Source organism: Novosphingobium sp. (assembly GCF_030696665.1).
GTDB lineage: Bacteria > Pseudomonadota > Alphaproteobacteria > Sphingomonadales > Sphingomonadaceae > Novosphingobium.
Map to the genome: position 1 here is coordinate 1 of NZ_JAUYRV010000017.1, position 16010 is coordinate 16010.

At 59.2% G+C, this 16010-nt stretch carries 13 protein-coding genes, 1 tRNA gene and 1 pseudogene; 11 read left to right on the top strand and 4 right to left on the bottom strand.

The annotated features are described in order from the left end of the window. Window positions 1–168 precede the first annotated feature (168 nt). A complete protein-coding gene (locus Q8R81_RS04165; RefSeq protein WP_305616190.1) occupies window positions 169–894 on the top strand; it encodes a DUF3883 domain-containing protein in 726 nt (241 codons plus the stop codon). Window positions 895–1299: 405 nt separating this feature from the next. Here Q8R81_RS04165 and Q8R81_RS04170 read toward each other — a convergent pair whose 3' ends face one another. Then, window positions 1300–2316, bottom strand: a complete 1017-nt coding sequence (locus Q8R81_RS04170; RefSeq protein ID WP_305616191.1) for a hypothetical protein — start codon at window positions 2314–2316, stop codon at window positions 1300–1302. A 229-nt stretch (window positions 2317–2545) separates the two neighbouring features. Here Q8R81_RS04170 and Q8R81_RS04175 point away from each other — a divergent pair, with 229 nt between their 5' ends. The 5 genes and pseudogenes from Q8R81_RS04175 to Q8R81_RS18355 all read left to right on the top strand — a co-directional run. After that, window positions 2546–2896 carry a hypothetical protein gene (locus tag Q8R81_RS04175; protein ID WP_305616192.1) on the top strand — a complete coding sequence of 117 codons (351 nt, stop codon included), beginning with the start codon at window positions 2546–2548 and terminating at the stop codon, window positions 2894–2896. Window positions 2897–2980: 84 nt separating this feature from the next. Beyond that, a complete protein-coding gene (locus Q8R81_RS04180) occupies window positions 2981–3748 on the top strand; it encodes a hypothetical protein (RefSeq protein WP_305616193.1) in 768 nt (255 codons plus the stop codon). A 38-nt stretch (window positions 3749–3786) separates the two neighbouring features. Next, a complete protein-coding gene (locus tag Q8R81_RS04185; protein WP_305616194.1) occupies window positions 3787–5277 on the top strand; it encodes a type IV secretory system conjugative DNA transfer family protein in 1491 nt (496 codons plus the stop codon). Beyond that, window positions 5274–5666, top strand: coding sequence for a hypothetical protein (locus tag Q8R81_RS04190; RefSeq protein WP_305616195.1), 393 nt, complete (start codon window positions 5274–5276; stop codon window positions 5664–5666). The genes Q8R81_RS04185 and Q8R81_RS04190 overlap by 4 nt, the downstream gene beginning before the upstream one ends. 560 nt (window positions 5667–6226) lie before the next feature. Then, window positions 6227–7249, top strand: a pseudogene (locus tag Q8R81_RS18355) (recombinase family protein); the annotation flags it as partial. Between the two features lie 490 nt (window positions 7250–7739). Here the strand turns inward: Q8R81_RS18355 and Q8R81_RS04200 are convergent. Next, window positions 7740–7832: transfer RNA gene (locus tag Q8R81_RS04200), tRNA-Ser, on the bottom strand. 248 nt (window positions 7833–8080) lie between these two features. Between Q8R81_RS04200 and Q8R81_RS04205 the strand changes: the two genes are divergently transcribed. Both Q8R81_RS04205 and Q8R81_RS04210 read left to right on the top strand, forming a co-directional pair. Beyond that, window positions 8081–8869: a DUF1134 domain-containing protein gene (locus Q8R81_RS04205; protein ID WP_305616197.1), complete on the top strand. Its 789-nt coding sequence runs from the start codon at window positions 8081–8083 to the stop codon at window positions 8867–8869. A gap of 129 nt (window positions 8870–8998) precedes the next feature. Then, window positions 8999–10168 (top strand): amino acid aminotransferase, encoded by a 1170-nt coding sequence (locus Q8R81_RS04210; protein ID WP_305616198.1) that lies wholly within the window; start codon window positions 8999–9001, stop codon window positions 10166–10168. Window positions 10169–10295: 127 nt separating this feature from the next. On the opposite strand, the gene Q8R81_RS04215 is transcribed toward Q8R81_RS04210, so the two are convergent. Together Q8R81_RS04215 and Q8R81_RS04220 are read right to left on the bottom strand one after the other, a co-directional pair. Next, a complete protein-coding gene (locus Q8R81_RS04215; RefSeq protein WP_305616199.1) occupies window positions 10296–11216 on the bottom strand; it encodes an SDR family NAD(P)-dependent oxidoreductase in 921 nt (306 codons plus the stop codon). Then, window positions 11213–12133 (bottom strand): SDR family NAD(P)-dependent oxidoreductase, encoded by a 921-nt coding sequence (locus Q8R81_RS04220; RefSeq protein WP_305616200.1) that lies wholly within the window; start codon window positions 12131–12133, stop codon window positions 11213–11215. The genes Q8R81_RS04215 and Q8R81_RS04220 overlap by 4 nt, the downstream gene beginning before the upstream one ends. A gap of 163 nt (window positions 12134–12296) precedes the next feature. Here Q8R81_RS04220 and Q8R81_RS04225 point away from each other — a divergent pair, with 163 nt between their 5' ends. The 3 genes from Q8R81_RS04225 (at window position 12297) to Q8R81_RS04235 (ending at window position 16005) form a co-directional block, all read left to right on the top strand. Next, a complete protein-coding gene (locus Q8R81_RS04225; RefSeq protein ID WP_305616201.1) occupies window positions 12297–13700 on the top strand; it encodes an MFS transporter in 1404 nt (467 codons plus the stop codon). Between the two features lie 75 nt (window positions 13701–13775). Then, complete coding sequence (locus Q8R81_RS04230) at window positions 13776–14516, top strand: nuclear transport factor 2 family protein (protein ID WP_305616202.1); 741 nt, start codon at window positions 13776–13778, stop codon at window positions 14514–14516. Window positions 14517–14574: 58 nt separating this feature from the next. Next, entirely contained in the window at window positions 14575–16005 is a 1431-nt protein-coding gene (locus tag Q8R81_RS04235; protein WP_305616203.1) for an NAD-dependent succinate-semialdehyde dehydrogenase, read from the top strand. Window positions 16006–16010 lie beyond the last annotated feature (5 nt).

The following is a 16010-nucleotide window of genomic DNA, read 5'->3' on the forward strand; positions in this document are numbered from 1 at the left end:
AGGGGAAAAAGATCGCCATCGGTTGTCTGGTCCGCTCTCCGGTCGGGGCTGCGCCCCTCCCTACGATCAGACCAGACAACCGATCCTACCGGCCATCATAGTCGCCGCTCAACCGGCCATCGTAGTTGTCGCCGCGCACGCATCTGCTGCCCCCACTGTCTGGAAGCAGTGAATCATCCCAAGCCACGTTTTGCCAGCGGTAAATGGAGGTGCCCAGATTTTTACCCGCACGACTTTGACGCTGGCTTGGAGATCGAATGTCGAATTCAACCGGAGCTTGTGTCGCCGTTAGAGGCTTTTTTTACTGCGGCAATTGATGGCATCATTGCGAACCGTTCCCCGATTTGGGCGCGGCTAGCGCCTGCTGGCCGGAACCATGTGTTGCAGGCGATAGGCGTGAATGGCGTTCAGTGTTTAAGGTCTGCTGGACTGCTCAACACAGACGCTCGCGCTACAGATTGGTGGGACGCATTGGCGTCGGCTAATCGCAGTGAACGGGACGCTCGTCTTCTGGCGCAAGGCCGCGAAGGCGAACGGCTATCTCTAGAGTACGAAACCGACCGACTTCGGCGCGAAGGCATCTCTCGAGATCCAGTCTGGGTTGCGATGGACGACAACACAGTTGGCTATGATATTCTTTCATACGCTCGGCATGATGGAAACGAAATTAATCGATTGATTGAGGTGAAAACCACGCTCTCAAATCCGCCCCGAATGTTCCTGTCGCGAAATGAGTGGAGAACTGCGTCCAGATACGGATCAGCTTTTGAATTCCATCTTTGGAATTTGAATGCCGGGAGTTTGACAATTTTTTCGGTTTCGCAAATTGAGCCGCACATCCCGACTGACAATGGGTTGGGCGAATGGGAAAGTGTGGAGATACGATTTTCCTAGGCGCGCTTCAGAGGCATCCAATTGGCGGAGGGTTGGCCCCTCGGGTAGAGGCAGGGTTCCAAGGGGCAGGCACGCCCTTTCGGTCGTCGCGATGGGCGAAACCATCGTGCAGGGTCCAAGGGCGGCATACGCCTTGGTCGTAGTTCAGGGCGCGAAAGCCCTGACGGTATCCAATCCGCGTAGGGTTGGGATATGGGGGAGGAAGCGCAACGCGGTTCCGGTTGGGGAGAGAGAATTCTCCCCAATGGTGCGAAGCTGGCTCAATGCCAGTGACGCGCCACTGCTGGGGATGGAACGGGGGCGCAGCGCCCCTTCCCAAGATAGGCGTGGTAGTACCACGCACATCTTGCGGTCAGCGTAAGCGACGGTCTTCCTTGCTTCCGCTTCCCTACGCTCGACGCCCGCTTACTCGGTCACGAGCGGCCACATATCGTTGGATAAGCCATAGTCGATATATCGCCAGAAGAACGTGAAGGCTGCTGGATCACGAGCCTTCTCGATCAGAAATTGCGGTCGTCCAACTGAATCGCTGTTGGACGTTCGCGGCGATACGATCACGATGCTTCGCCTCATATCGGGATCGATGGCCGTTATCGTGTTGGGCTGGAAATACGAACCATACGTCCTGAATTTTCCAAGCCGCCTTGGCCCGCTCGCTACAATGTCGTCGTATGTGTTTCGCCAATCGCGGAACACGTTCCACATTTCATCAAGCTGTGGGATGAATTTTGGCCAGCGAAGATAGCTGGTCCACATATTTACCGCATGAGCAGGAAGCTGAGTTTGATCGGCTTCTTCCACCCTGTTCAGGAAGCCTCCCTCCGGTCCTACGTCTGAGTGCATGGCGACAAGCTCCACCGTGACGCCGCGAAGCAAGGCCTCTTCGATCAGCGGCCAGTAGGTGTCGCGGGAGCTGGCCATGTGCCAATGGTTCTGAGCAATCAAAATGACGCGCTGCTCGGCAAGCGCGAAAACATTTTTCAGGTCGTAGAGGGAGTCCGCCTGTTCTCCGGCGGGACGAAAGATCGGCGTCGCCGTCTGAGGGGGTTGATCGGCAGGATTGATAAATTCCGCCGATGCCATGAACTGCGTTAGGCCTGACTCATCCTTCTTCCATGCCCACGCAAGGAAGGGCTTCACCAAGCCGGACTCCGTTTCCTGACTCATGTATTTCAAAGCGTTTTCGATGATGGCCTCGGGATCACGGCCATCGTCGATCCGGTCGTTCTCAAACGTCGCAATGCCCATTGATCGGGCAATCGCCGGAAGCTCCCGCGCAATGCCGTCATATCGACGGTCGCGGTGGTTTATAGGCTTCTTACAAACCGCCCGAACATAGTCGGCAAATGCGGGAAACAGGTTCGCGGTCGCGACTGTCTGTTTTGTTCTCTGGTTGAATTTGGACCCAGCGGTGATGGCCATGTGAGCCACAAATGCGTCCATCGTTCGCTCGTCCACAGCCGCCCCTTTCGTCGCCCTCGGCGACTCGCAAGCGAGCGCCATCTACTTCCATCTACTCACGGCAACTTACCCCAGCAACTGGGAAGCTAAGCCCCCGTGCGAGATAAGAAGACATCGCCGGAATGAAGTTCGGTGATGTCGCGACGGACATCAAAAGACTGGGACCAGTCGTCTTTGCAGGACGACAGCAATGGAAATCTATATCTACTCTCGTGAACGCCTTCTGAGCCTTGATTTTCTATACGCTCTGGCAATTCGCATTACAGAACTGAACCTTTCACGACTGAAAAGTACGGACTGGCTCGCCTCAACAATCTTCAATTTTGAAGGGACTATCTACGACTGGAACGGGAGGCCACTTTACATCGATGATGCTATTGTGGACCGAGCCTACGGGAAAGATGAATCCGGCACTTGGAACAGCGAAGTAAAGCGCTTCGTTGACCATCCGCCTCAGCGTTCCCCGCGTCATTCCATGTTGTTGAGATTAGCCCTGTGGTGTGCCGCAATGGAAATTCACGGTACGCCTGTACTAGATTAAACTGACAGACGGACCGCTATCCCCCCGATAGCGGTCCGATTTTTTGAAAAAAGGGAAATCTCCAAACCAACAGCGGAGATTACCATGACCTACCAAATCAACTACACTGGCGACAATTCCGACAACGGCAACGCCGTGATTGAAAGCGGCAATGTCGCCCCTGAAATCCGCTATGTCGAAATGCCGCGTCGCGGCTTCGCTATTCCCTCCATCGTCAAGACGACGACCGCCTTCCTGATGGCTGGCGGGGTGTTCTTCGCGGCAGAAGCGTATGCGCCGCCGCAGTATCGTCCATCCACGATCATGGGAACGTATGACGCCCGTGTGACCGCTGCTGTCAAAGCGTCGGAATTGCAGCAGCAAGCCAAGCTCGAACTCTGGTCGGCGAACGCGAAGCTCGCCGTTGCCCAGCATGAGCAGGAATACAAAGCCGCGACCGATGGCGTCCTTGGCAACTTTTCTGCCGCATACGAGCAGAACAAGATCGTCAAGTCGGCGCTCATGCAAATGCAGAACGGTTACGTTCAGCAGGTGATGGGGCAGGTCATCGCGCGGCAGCAGACGGACAACTCTGTTCTCAACCTGACGCGGCTTTGGGGTCGCGTTGCCAATGCCTTTGAAGAAGGCGCGGGCGATCCGGCTCTGAACTATGCGGACAATCTCAGCACGGAGCTTTCTAACGAACTTCTGGCCGCAACGCGGGCAGGCGTTCAGGTGGACCTGACCGACACCGAAAATCCGCTGCCGACGCCTGAGGAAGTGCGGGCGGAGCTGGCAAAGATCAAGCCGCTTGAATTGCCGCCGCTGCCTAAGTTTGGCGCGGAAGCGACGTTTCTGGAATCGGACCGATAATGCGGAGCGGTCATCTGTGGCGCGGGGTGCAGGGCTTCATGGCCCTGCATCAGCGAACCGTCGAAGCGGACCATGCCAATGCCTCACGGCGAGAGGCAGAAATGGCGCGGGCGATCATCGCCACAAAACAAGCCTCTGGTATTCTCGGCAATGGGCGTCTTGCAAATCTGCGGGACGCCCAAGCCGCGAACCTCTTCGATCCGAACGGCCTGTTTCTCGGGGCGCTGCATAAGCGCCCTTTATTTTTCAGCGGCGACGCGCCGCTCCTGACATACGCGCGGACTGGCACAGGTAAAGGCCGCGATTTCATTCTGCCCAATCTGGCGCATAGCCGGAATCGTTCTCTGGTCGTGATCGATCTGAAAGACGGCGAGAATTGTTGGGCAAGCCACGCTCATCGCCGCGACAATCTCGGCCACGAGATTGTCTATCTCAATCCGTTCGGCCTGCACGGCCTGCCGAATGTGCGGATCAATCCGCTGCATACGCTCATCGACATCGTTCGCTCGGGCGAACAAATCGATACCGAAGCCGACGAGATTGCCCATATCCTCATTCCGCCCTCGCCGAAGGATCAAAACGGCGATTGGGTCGGAAGTGGCGCACGGCGCATTCTTGCGCTCCGTATGGAATATCTGGCGTGTTTCGATCCTGAGTTTTGCAATCTTGGCGGCCTCTGGCGCTTTATAAATTCGTCGCAAGACGATCAGAACATGGCATTCGCCATGATGACGACGTGCGGCGTCGATGGCATCGAACGTCGCGCTCACGCTATTCAGGCAACGGCTGCGGACGCACCCAAGCAGCAGGAAGCCTATAAGTCAGCCTGTATCGACGCGCTCAACGTCTTCGAGCCGAACAAGAGGCTGGAACGTGCCACTGCCGCACATGATGTCGATCTGGCGGCGCTCAAGCATAAGCCGCACACGGTCTATCTCATGGCCCCTAGCGACAAGCTGAGTGCCGTTGCGCCGTGGGTCAGCCTTATCATCAGTTATCTCATCGAAACGGTCGCGCGGGAGCGCGGACCAATTGCGACGACATTGATCCTCGACGAGTTCCCGCAACTGCCCCCGTCGCCTGCGATCAAGAAGATGCTTCACCTCTATCGGGGTAAGGGGTTGCAGCCGTGGATATTCGCGCAAGGGCGGCATTTACTCGAAGGTAAATGGTCGCGCGATGCGGTGAAGGATTTTGAGGATTCCGCTGCAATCCTGAATACCAGTTGCGTCGAAGATACCGACGTTATGGCCGACATTGAGAAGTGGAGCGGGAATCGCACGGTTCTCATGCACGGCATGAATCGGAGCGGCCGCACGGTGGAATCTGCCGGAGCAAACCTCGGCGAGAGTAAACGCGCCGTCCTGCAATCCGAAGACATCCGCGAAATCGGCGACGGAAGGCAGATCATCCGCGTCGCGGGGATGCCGTACCTCATAGATTGCGAGCGCGTGCCGTTTTTCAAAGTCGATCCGTGGAAAGACCAAATTCGCGACGTTCGCGATCTGCACAAGGGGATTGAATTATGAGCGGTGAAGGTTCCTCGTCGGGAGCAGTCACACCGCTCTTCGCCTCAGCCAGTTCGCAAAGGCAAGCAACTCCGGCGGTATCGCCGGAGCGGGCAGCGGAGATCACAACTTGGGCTAACCGCACGACCGCAAGGGCAGAATACGAGTTCAAAGAAAACCGCGCTGAATGGACCAATCAAGAATACGGGAAGCTGCTTGCAAAGGAAGGAGGGCGGTTGGAATTCCGGCCAGACGGCGCAACGGATGATCGGAAATCGCACTTGATGCGAGCTGCTGAACATCTTGTGAAACGCAATCACGCGGCGCGACTTGCGGGTATCAATCGCGCTGCTGAAAAATTGCTCGCTGGTGAAACGCTCGAAAGTAAAAAGAAGGACATAGGACGTTGAAATGTAATTGCGCGTTTTGTTGAAATTTTGCAACAAAACGCGCTATAATTAAAGTGGGGATTACGAGTATCTTCGCCAAGCGCGAATTCGAAAGTCGTATGCCCTAAGCGTAGGTCGCGGAAACTATTCTCCGAGTGCCACGCTAAACCAATAAAAGCGATGGGCCGTGGGAAGGCTATTCCCCCGACTGACTAACGGTAACTTTTTAGATCGGACTCTCTCACTGCTCAAATGAGCGCCGCGTATGCGGCGGGGACGGGTTTGATGAAGATGTTATCGTCACAAGAAATGCAGGAACTCCGCGATGAGATCGCGGGGCTTAGCATTTCCGACGAGCGGAAAGACGAATTGATCCGCTTTCTCGATGCCGTCGCAATCTCATTTATCGATCAGGCATACGGCCTGAATTCGACGCAACTTTCACTCTCCGCTCGTGCAAACTATGCTTTCAATGGCGGGAATTCCTGTGCTAATCTCAGGGCTTCCGGCGTTGCCGGACCTGTTGACCTCGATAATGAGGGCGCGATCAACACATTTGGCCCGATGAGGCATTTAGCGCCATGACAAAGAATACAGACCAGAAGGCGGTCATATACTGCCGCGTAAGCACCAAAAAACAGGCTCGGGAAGGCAATGGCCTCGACTCGCAGGAAACGCGCTGCCGCGAGTTTGCGAAGTTTCGTTCCTATGAGATTGTCCGCGTGTTCAGCGATGATATGTCCGGCTCTCTCGTCGGTCGTCCGGCCATGCTTCAAATGCTGTCTTTCCTGAAAAAGAACCGGAAGGACAATCTGGTCGTCATCATCGATGACATTTCCCGTCTGGCTCGTGGCATCGAAGCGCATATCAAACTCCGCGCGGAAATTTCCGCCGCTGGCGGGATGCTTGAAAGCCCCTCCATCGAATTCGGCACGGATTCCGATAGCGTGCTTGTCGAGCATTTGCTCGCAAGCGTGGCGGAACACGCTCGCCGCAAGAACGGTGAGCAAGCAAAAAACCGTATGCGGGCGCGTATGCAGGGTGGCTATTGGGTTCACAATCCGCCGCTCGGCTATCGCTATCAGCGCAGCTCAGGCGGCGGGAGCATTCTCGTTCGCGATGAGCCTGTGGCCTCGATCATCGGTGAGGGGCTGGAAGGCTTCGCGAGTGGCCGCTTCACGTCACAAGCGGAATTGAAACGCTTCTTCGAAGCGCACCCGCAATTTCCTGTGTGCCGTCATGGGCATCTGACGAATGAGCAGGTCAATCGCATCCTGACGTATCCGCTCTATGCCGGATATATCGAAAGCAAAATTTGGGACGTGTCATTCCGCAAGGGGCAGCATGACGGCGTGATCTCGCTCGAAACATACGAGCGGAATCAAGTGCGCCTGTTCGGCAAGCCGCTCGCTCCTGCACGGGCTGACATTCATGCAGATTTCCCGCTGCGCGGTTTCGTAGCGTGCGGTTGCTGTTCTCATCCCATGACAGCCAACTGGACCAAGGGGCGCAACGCTTCCTATCCTTACTATGTCTGCCGTCATCGGGGTTGCGAGAAATTCGGAAAGTCGGTGGCGCGAGATAAGGTGGAAAGCGCCTTTGAAGGCGTCCTGCGTCGCATGGCTCCGCGTCCCGAAGTGTTGGCGGTTTTCTCCAAGCTGTTCAGCAAACGGTGGAGCGAGGCAGAATCGAAGGCGAAGGATGCCGGAGCCGCGATGAAGCTGCAAGTTGCGTCGATTGAAAAGAAGATCGCGCAATTCCTAGACCGGATTGTGGAGTCAGATAGCTCGACTGTGATCGGCGCGTATGAGCGCAAGGTCGAAGAGCTGGAACGCCAGAAGCTCGTTCTGGCGGAAAAAACGTCACGCTGCGGGACTGTGCTGCCGGACTATGACGAAACTTTTCGAACCGCTTTTGACTTCATCGCAAACCCTTGTTTTCTTTGGGAAACAGGGTCCATTGAAGACAAGCGAATAGTGCTAAAGCTCGCCTTAGACTCTCATCTGGAATACGACTGGAATGAGGGTGTTCGAACCCCTGAATTATCCTTGCCGTTCAAGGCTTTGGGCAACGGTTGTGATCGAGAAAAGGTAATGGCGGAGACGGAGGGATTCGAACCCTCGGTACCGGATTTACCAGTACGACGGTTTAGCAAACCGTTGGTTTCAGCCACTCACCCACGTCTCCGGATCGCAGCGGCGAGGCGGGGCTATAGCGAGGGTCGGGGGGGGCGGCAAGGGCTTGTGAAGTAAAAATCCGCCTGTGGGCAAATTCCTCATCCACAGCGCTTGGGCGCGTTTCTGACTCGACTCATCGCCGGTTCATTGTCGGCAGGCCAGCCTTGGATTCTGGTGAAGGTTGCGGGGGTTCGTGCCGATCCCGTCCGGTGTGGACGAGCGGTGCGATCTGGCAAGCTGGCTGACGGGATGGACAAGATGATGACGAATCGACTGAAGATCCGGGTGCTTGCGCCCTTTGCGGCGGCGATGCTGGCATTGGTCGGCCAACCGGTGGCGGCGCAAGTGGAGCAGGTCGATCCCAATGCCGTGATTGACGGCGATCTGATTGCGCCGGGCGCAACGCCACCCGCAACACCAACTGCGACGCCGGCCGGGCCGGAAGCGGGCACGCTGCCCGCGTTGCCTGCGGACGAGCCTTATACCCCTCCAGCCGATGCGCCCTACACTACCCCGTCTGCATCAACCGAGGCTGCACCGGCCACGCCGACAGCGACATCGGGCGAGTCCTATAAAGAGGACGACCTGATCGGCGCGGCTGAGGGTGTGTTCGGCAAGGGCGCATCGGGGCTGGCCGACATCATCAAGGACTTGCTGAAGAAGCAGGGCGAACCGAATGGCTATATCGTCGGGCGTGAGGCGGGCGGTGCGCTGGTCGTTGGGGTGCGCTATGGTTCCGGCACTTTGCATCACAAGATCGAGGGCGAGCGTCCCGTCTATTGGACAGGCCCTTCGATCGGTTTCGATGTCGGTGCCAACGCGGCGAGCACGTTCGTTCTGGTGTATAACCTGTATGACAGCGAAGAACTGTATACGAGGTTTGCGGCGGGCGAAGGGCAGGCCTATCTGATCGGCGGGTTCCATGTCAGCTATTTGCGCAAGGGCGACAAGGTGCTGATTCCCGTGCGTTCTGGTGCAGGTCTCCGGCTTGGTATCAACGGCGGCTACATGAAGTTCTCGAAAAAGCAGAACTGGCTGCCATTCTGAAGCTTTCCTGCAACTTCCTGACGAAACTGTCCTTACATACCTTATAATTGCAATGTGGGGGTTGCCCCCAAGGCCTTCCGGCGGCATGGAGCCGCCGCGTTTGCTCCCCGCAATGGAAGGCCCAAGCCCATGCTCGAAAATCTTGTTTCTCAGCCCGCTGATGCGCTGCTGGCGCTGATCAAGCTCCACAATGCCGATCCGCGCGCCGACAAGATTGACCTTGGCGTGGGCGTCTACCGCACGTCCGAGGGCGATACGCCGGTGTTCAAGGCGATGAAGGCCGCAGAAGCAAAGCTGCTCGAAACGCAAGGGTCGAAGGCCTATCTTGGCCCCGAAGGCGACATGGGCTTTGTCCACGCGCTGATCCCCTATGTGTTCGGCGCGGACTTTGATCGTTCGACCGTGGAAGGCATGCAGGCCCCCGGTGGCACCGGCGCGGTGCGGCTGGCGGTCGAAGTGGCCAAGCGCTCTGGCGTGAAGCGTATCTGGATGGGCACGCCTTCGTGGCCCAACCATGCGCAGATCATTGCGGCGGTGGGTGTTGAGCTGAAGACCTTCAGCCACATGACCGCCGATGGCTTTGCCGACCTTGACGCGTTGAAGGCGGCGCTGGCGCAGGCCGAACCGGGCGATGCGGTGCTGCTGCACGGCTGCTGCCACAACCCGACCGGCGTGGACTATACCGAAGCGCAGTGGGACGAGATTGCGCCGCTGCTGGCAGAGCGCAAGGTTCTGCCGCTGATGGACCTTGCCTATCAGGGCCTTGGCGCAGGGATGGAGGCTGACGCCTATGGCCTGCGCAAGGTCCTAGCGGCAGTGCCGGAGGCGCTGGTTGCCTATTCGTGCGACAAGAACTTTGGCCTTTATCGTGATCGTGTTGGCGCGTTTTATGCGGTCACTTCGGATGCCACGGCTCTGGCCAATGCGATGGCCAATGGCGCGACGATTGCGCGCGCTTCGTGGTCAATGCCGCCTGATCACGGTGCGGCTGCGGTGCGTTTGATCCTTGCCGATGAAGGCCTGACCGCGATGTGGCTGGCCGAGCTGGACGAAATGCGTGACCGGATGCGCTGGGTGCGTGATCGCCTTGCCGCGGCGCAGCAGGTGGGGCCGATCAACATGGCACCGCTGGGCGTGCAGAACGGGCTGTTCTCTATGCTGCCGCTGAAGGCCGAGCAGATTTTGGCGATCCGCGAGAAGCACGGCGTTTACATGGCGGGTTCTGGCCGCATCAACATCGCCGGGTTGACCACCGGCAATATCGACCAGTTCGTTGAGGCGCTGCGCGACGTAGCTTGAGCCGCGTCAGGCGCAAACGCTGGGCGCCCGCCGCGAAGGCGGAGGCCTCGGTGTTGTTACGAAACATCAGAGTAAACGGCCTGAGGCCCCCGCCTGCGCGGGGGCGCAGGTTTCCTCAACGACCCTTTCAGAAATCGGCCGCCCGCGATTTCCGCCGTGCTTCGGCAAAGCCATCCGCGCGGAGTTTTTCGAAGGCGACGCGCTGGTCGTACCCCGCGTCCTTCGGATAATCCTGATACTCGGCGATGATCTCGTCGAAGATCTCGCGCACCTCCTCCTTGTGGTCGGGGTGCGAGAAAATGTGGAGGCGGTTGGCCTTCATTGCTTCGACAACGCGCGCGCCGATCACATCGGGCTCCATGCCGAATTCGTGGAGGCCCTGCAGGCGTTCAACTGCGGTGGGATCGACCGGCTTCATCGCGCTTTTCAACGCATCGGGGCGCACGTCGTCACTGGCGTAGATGTAGCTCTTCACCAGACCGGGGCACAGGACAGAGACGCCAATCTGGTATTTGAGCAGCGAGTAGTGCAGCGACTCCGAAAGCCCGCGCACCGCAAACTTGGTGGTGTTGTAGATGCCGGGGCTGGCACCTGCCAGAAACGCTGCCATCGACGCGGTGTTGACCACGTGACCGCCGTTCTGCTCACCCGCTTTCACCCGTTCGACCATACGCGGGACGAAAGTCATCACGCCATTGATCACGCCGTGAAGGTTGACGCCCATCAGCCAGTCCCAGTCGTCGAACGAGGATTCCTCGATGGGCTGGAAGAGGTTTACGCCCGCGTTGTTGCACAGGATCGAAACGGGGCCGAACTTCGCCTCCACTTCGTCAGCGGCGGCTTTGAAACCATCGCGGCTGGCCACGTCCAGCTGGACGCCCATGACTTCCCGGTTATCGAGAGCGGCGAGGGCCTTGTCGATGGAATCCTGCCGGATATCGGCAATGGCAACCTTGCAGCCTTCATTGAGCAACTGGCGGACGAGACCGATGCCGACCCCGTTGGCACCGCCGGTGACGAAGGCGGTGCGACCTGCAAAATCCTTCATGCGCCTCTTGCCTCTTTCAGCTTGTTCTGCCGGGCGATCTCATCGGTGATGGCCGGGTTGCGGAACAGCATGGCGAACGATTCCTTGTACTCCGGGTTCTCGGGCAAGTGAGTCTGCACGGCGGCGGTCATTGCCTGCCCGCGTTCTTCAACGCCGGTGAGAAATTCGGAGTGGGTGAGGATGTAAAGTTCGTCGTTCAGGATGCCTTCCAGCACGCGTTCACCGACCTGCTCCTTGGTCTGATAAAGGTGCATGAAGTTGCCGCCCGATGCGCGGCGCTTGTCCGCTTCGGCATAGCCGGTATCGGCAAGATCAGCGGGGCGGGTCTTGGCGGCATCGGCGATGTTCGATTGTACGGCCCCGGGGCAGAACGCGCTGCAGATCACGCCGCGCGATTCAAGTTCAGGGCGCATGCATTCCATCATCGCGGTAACGGCGGCTTTGCCCGAGGAATAGATCGTCGTTCCGCCCACCGGCACAAGCGCAGACATTGACGCTGTGCAGACGATGTGCCCGCCTTCGCCATGCGCAAGAATGCGAGGCAGGACGGTGACAATGCCGTTGACGGTGCCGCCCACGTTGACGCCCATCACCCAGTCCCAATCGGCAAAGGTTGCGATCTCGGTTGGTCCGACGACGGCAACGCCGGCGTTGTTCACGAGAATGTGGATCTTGCCGAACCGGGCCTCAACTGCATCGGCCACTTGCGCAAACTGCGTGCGGTCGGTCACGTCCAGCTTTACCGCCAGTACCCGGTCCCCGCCGGAAAGTTCCTCAACCGCCGAATCGAGGTGATCCTGGCGGATGTCGGCAATGGTCACGTTCATGCCTGCGCCCAGCAGGGCCTTGGCAATGCCCAGGCCGATGCCGCTGGCACCGCCTGTTACGAACGCGGTTTTACCCGGCAGATTTTGCATGCAACCTCTCCTTAGTAGTGTGCCCGATGGCCCGCACGAAGCGGTCGGGAATCATTTTTCGCCTTTTGTATTCACCAGCCGGGAATTGTATGCAAGACTAACAATATCGCCGCATCGAAAAGCTTCGCTTGAACGGGGCTGCTGCGGCAGGAGAGGAGAAGTCATGGCAGGTGTCGTCGTTACGGCGAATCCCGATGCGAGCAGTGGGACCGAGGAGGTTGGCGGGCGGGAGTGGCCTTCGTCCGGGTCGGCATACTGGGCGCTGTTCGTGATCGTGCTGGCTACATTCCTGACCTTTTTCGATTCGGTCACGTTCGGGATGCTGGCAGAGCGGATCAAGCGCGATTTCGGGCTGACCGATTCGCAGCTGGGCTTCCTTGCAGGGCCTGCCAGCATCATTTGCTACTTCTTCGTCGGCATTCCGCTGGCGCGGCTGGCTGACATCTATCCGCGCAAATATGTGCTGGCGGGTGGCACCGCGATGGTCGGCGTCATCATCTCGCTGGGCGGGCTGGCGCAAAGCTTTGGGCAGTTCGTGGGCAGCCGCGTGTTTCTGGCGGCGGGGGGATCGGCCCATGCGCCTTCGTCCTATTCGCTGCTGGCCGATGCCTTTCCGCCCAAGAAGTTGACGCGCGCCTTTGCGCTGTTGCAGTTCGGCTTTATCGGCGGAACCACGCTGGGGCCGCTGATCGGCGGGATGTTGGTGATGGCGAGTGCGGGCTGGGGCGCATCGCAACTCGGGCCGTTGACGATCCTTGGCTGGCAATGGATCCTGATTATCATGGGCGTGCCATCGCTGCTGGTGGCGCTGCTGTTTTTGACGGTGAAGGAGCCGGTGCGCATGGCACCTGCGGTCGATGCGCCGAACGTTGTCACAGACGGCGGGTTCTGGCGCAGCGTGGCGACGTTCATGGGGCTTGATGCCTTGCGTGCGATCAACGCCAAGCCGCGCGTCTACTATCCCCTGTTCGGCGCGTTGGCGCTGAGCGCGGTGGAGACATTTGGCCTGCAGTTCTGGCGCGTACCGTTCATGATCCGCACGTTCGGCTGGAACGAAGGGCAGATCGGTGCGGCGCTTGGGGCCACGATGCTCGTCGCCTCGCTATCCGGTCTGTTGCTGGGCGGGATCTTCGTGGAATGGCTGGCCAAGCGCTACAAGGACGCCAATGTGCGTGCGGCGACCTGCTGCGCCGCCGGGACCACGGTCTGCACGATCGCCGCCATCCTGATGCCGACGGCGTGGGGTTCCCTGATCCTGTTCGGCCTGTCCGGCATGTTCGGCATAGCGGGCGCGGTGCCGCAGAATGCCGCCGTGCAGCGCGTTGCCCCCAACGCTATGCGCGGGCAGGTGACCGCGTTCTACCTGTTCATGTTCACCTTCTTCGGCGCGATGGGCAGCTACGTGGTGGGCAAAGTGCAGGACGTGGTGATCGGCGATCCGGCGCAGTTGTGGAAGGCCATGCTGCTCACAGCCAGCATCCTCATGCCGCTGGCCACGTTCCTGATGTTCAAGGCGATCCGGCCTTATCGTGAGGAAGTTGAGCGGCTGGAAGCGCTTGGCCGCTGATACTTGGCCGTTGACAGGTGCGATGTGGTCGCGCATTTAGTTAGTAACACAAACTAAATCACATGGGAGCTGGACGTGTCCGACGATAACCAGATTGCTGCGCTCGAAGCGCGGCTGAATGACCTTGAAGCCCGCCTGACCGTCCGCGAGGACGAGTTGGACATCCGCAAGCTGCAGCATCTCTACGGCTACCTGATCGACAAGTGCATGTATAACGAGACGGTGGACCTCTTCACCGACGATGGCGAAGTGCGCTTCTTCGGCGGGGTGTGGAAAGGCAAGGAAGGCGTGCGGCGCCTCTACGTCGAACGCTTCCAGAAGCGCTTCACGTATGGCAACAACGGCCCGATCGACGGCTTCCTGCTGGACCATCCGCAAATGCAGGACATCATCAGCGTTCAGGCCGATGGCGTGACCGCGCTGGGCCGTGCGCGCTCGATGATGCAAGCTGGCCGGCACAAGGACTATGAAGGCGATGCTCCGCACCTCAAGGCGCGCCAGTGGTGGGAAGGCGGCATCTATGAGAATACCTACAAGAAGGTGGACGGCGTGTGGCGGATGCACAGCCTGAACTACATGCCGATCTGGCACGGCGATTTCGAATCCGGCTGGGCCAACACTCCGCCTGAATATGTGCCGTTCCCGCGCGTGACCTATCCGACCGACCCAACCGGCCCGGACGAACTGCTTGATGGACACTGGTTGTGGCCGACGCACAAGATCAACGCTTTCCACATGAAGCACCCGGTGACGGGGCAGGAAATGGTCGCCCAGCGTTGGCAGGGTGACATCGACCGCGAGAACGCGAAGAAGTAAGTATTGGCGGGCGGGGGCTGATCCTTTCAGGCTCCCGCCCGCACCCGATGGAACAGACATGACCCAGTATCCTGCGCTCTACATGATCATCGACGGCGAACGCGTTTCGGGCGCCGGCCGCCGCACCCACGCTGTCATCAATCCCGCCACTGGCGAAACCATCGGCGAACTGCCGCTGGCCGAAGCCGCTGACCTTGACCGCGCGCTTGAAGTTGCCGCCGAGGGCTTTCGCATCTGGCGCAATTCCACGCCGCAGCAGCGCGCGACCGTGCTGCAGGGCGCGGCGCGGCTGATGATGGAGCGGCAGGAGGATCTGGCGCGCGTGGCCGTGATGGAGGAGGGCAAGACCCTGCCCGAGGCGCGCATCGAAGTGATGATGAACGTTGGTCTGTTCAATTTCTACGCGGGCGAAGTGTTCCGGCTTTATGGCCGCACGCTGGTACGCCCGGCGGGGCAGCGCAGCACGGTGAGCCATGAACCGGTAGGGCCGGTGGCGGCATTTGCGCCGTGGAACTTCCCGCTCGGCAATCCGGGGCGCAAGCTGGGCGCGCCGATTGCAGCGGGCTGTTCGGTGATCCTGAAGGCCGCCGAAGAGACACCTGCATCGGCGCTAGGTGTACTTCAGTGCTTGCTGGATGCGGGTCTGCCCAAGCAGGTTGCGCAGGCGGTGTTCGGCGTGCCGGACGAGGTCAGCCGTCATCTGCTTGGCTCGCCAATCATCCGCAAGCTGTCGTTCACCGGATCGACCGTGATCGGCAAGCATCTGGCGCGGCTGGCGACTGACAACATGCTGCGCACCACGATGGAACTGGGTGGGCACGGCCCCGTGCTGGTCTTTGCCGACGCAGATATTGACAAGACGCTCGATACGGTCGTGGCGCACAAGTATCGCAATGCCGGGCAGGTCTGCGTTTCGCCCACCCGCTTCATCGTTGAGGAAAGCGTATTCGAACGCTTCCGCGACGGTTTTGTCGAGCGGACAAAGATGATCAAGGTTGGCAACGGGCTTGATGAAGGGTCGCAGATGGGACCGATGGCCAACGCCCGCCGCCCCGAAGCGATGGACCGCCTGATCGCCGATGCAACGGCGCGCGGTGCCAAGCTGGACACCGGTGGCGAGCGCATCGGCAACGCGGGCTATTTCTATGCACCCACGGTGCTGTCCGATATCCCGCTCGACGCGCTGATAATGAATGAAGAACCGTTCGGTCCGGTAGCGCTGATCAACCCGTTCAGCAGTGAAGAAGCGATGATCGCCGAGGCCAACCGCTTGCCCTACGGCCTTGCAGCCTATGCCTGGACCGACAGCGCCGCACGGCAGAAGCGTTTGGCGCGCGAGATTGAGACAGGGATGCTGGGCCTCAACACCACGATGATCGGCGGATCCGATGCGCCGTTTGGTGGGGTGAAGTGGTCTGGCCACGGGGCAGAGGACGGGCCGGAAGGCGTGATGGCCTGTCTTGTGACCAAGGCAGTCCACGAAGGCTGATGGTC

Coding starts and splice junctions, on each gene's coding strand:
- Q8R81_RS04170 (WP_305616191.1), bottom strand. CDS start 2,316: ATGGCCATCACCGCTGGGTCCAAATTCAACCAGAGAACAAAACAGACA.
- Q8R81_RS04175 (WP_305616192.1), top strand. CDS start 2,546: ATGGAAATCTATATCTACTCTCGTGAACGCCTTCTGAGCCTTGATTTT.
- Q8R81_RS04180 (WP_305616193.1), top strand. CDS start 2,981: ATGACCTACCAAATCAACTACACTGGCGACAATTCCGACAACGGCAAC.
- Q8R81_RS04185 (WP_305616194.1), top strand. CDS start 3,787: ATGGCCCTGCATCAGCGAACCGTCGAAGCGGACCATGCCAATGCCTCA.
- Q8R81_RS04190 (WP_305616195.1), top strand. CDS start 5,274: ATGAGCGGTGAAGGTTCCTCGTCGGGAGCAGTCACACCGCTCTTCGCC.
- Q8R81_RS04205 (WP_305616197.1), top strand. CDS start 8,081: ATGATGACGAATCGACTGAAGATCCGGGTGCTTGCGCCCTTTGCGGCG.
- Q8R81_RS04210 (WP_305616198.1), top strand. CDS start 8,999: ATGCTCGAAAATCTTGTTTCTCAGCCCGCTGATGCGCTGCTGGCGCTG.
- Q8R81_RS04215 (WP_305616199.1), bottom strand. CDS start 11,216: ATGAAGGATTTTGCAGGTCGCACCGCCTTCGTCACCGGCGGTGCCAAC.
- Q8R81_RS04220 (WP_305616200.1), bottom strand. CDS start 12,133: ATGCAAAATCTGCCGGGTAAAACCGCGTTCGTAACAGGCGGTGCCAGC.
- Q8R81_RS04225 (WP_305616201.1), top strand. CDS start 12,297: ATGGCAGGTGTCGTCGTTACGGCGAATCCCGATGCGAGCAGTGGGACC.
- Q8R81_RS04235 (WP_305616203.1), top strand. CDS start 14,575: ATGACCCAGTATCCTGCGCTCTACATGATCATCGACGGCGAACGCGTT.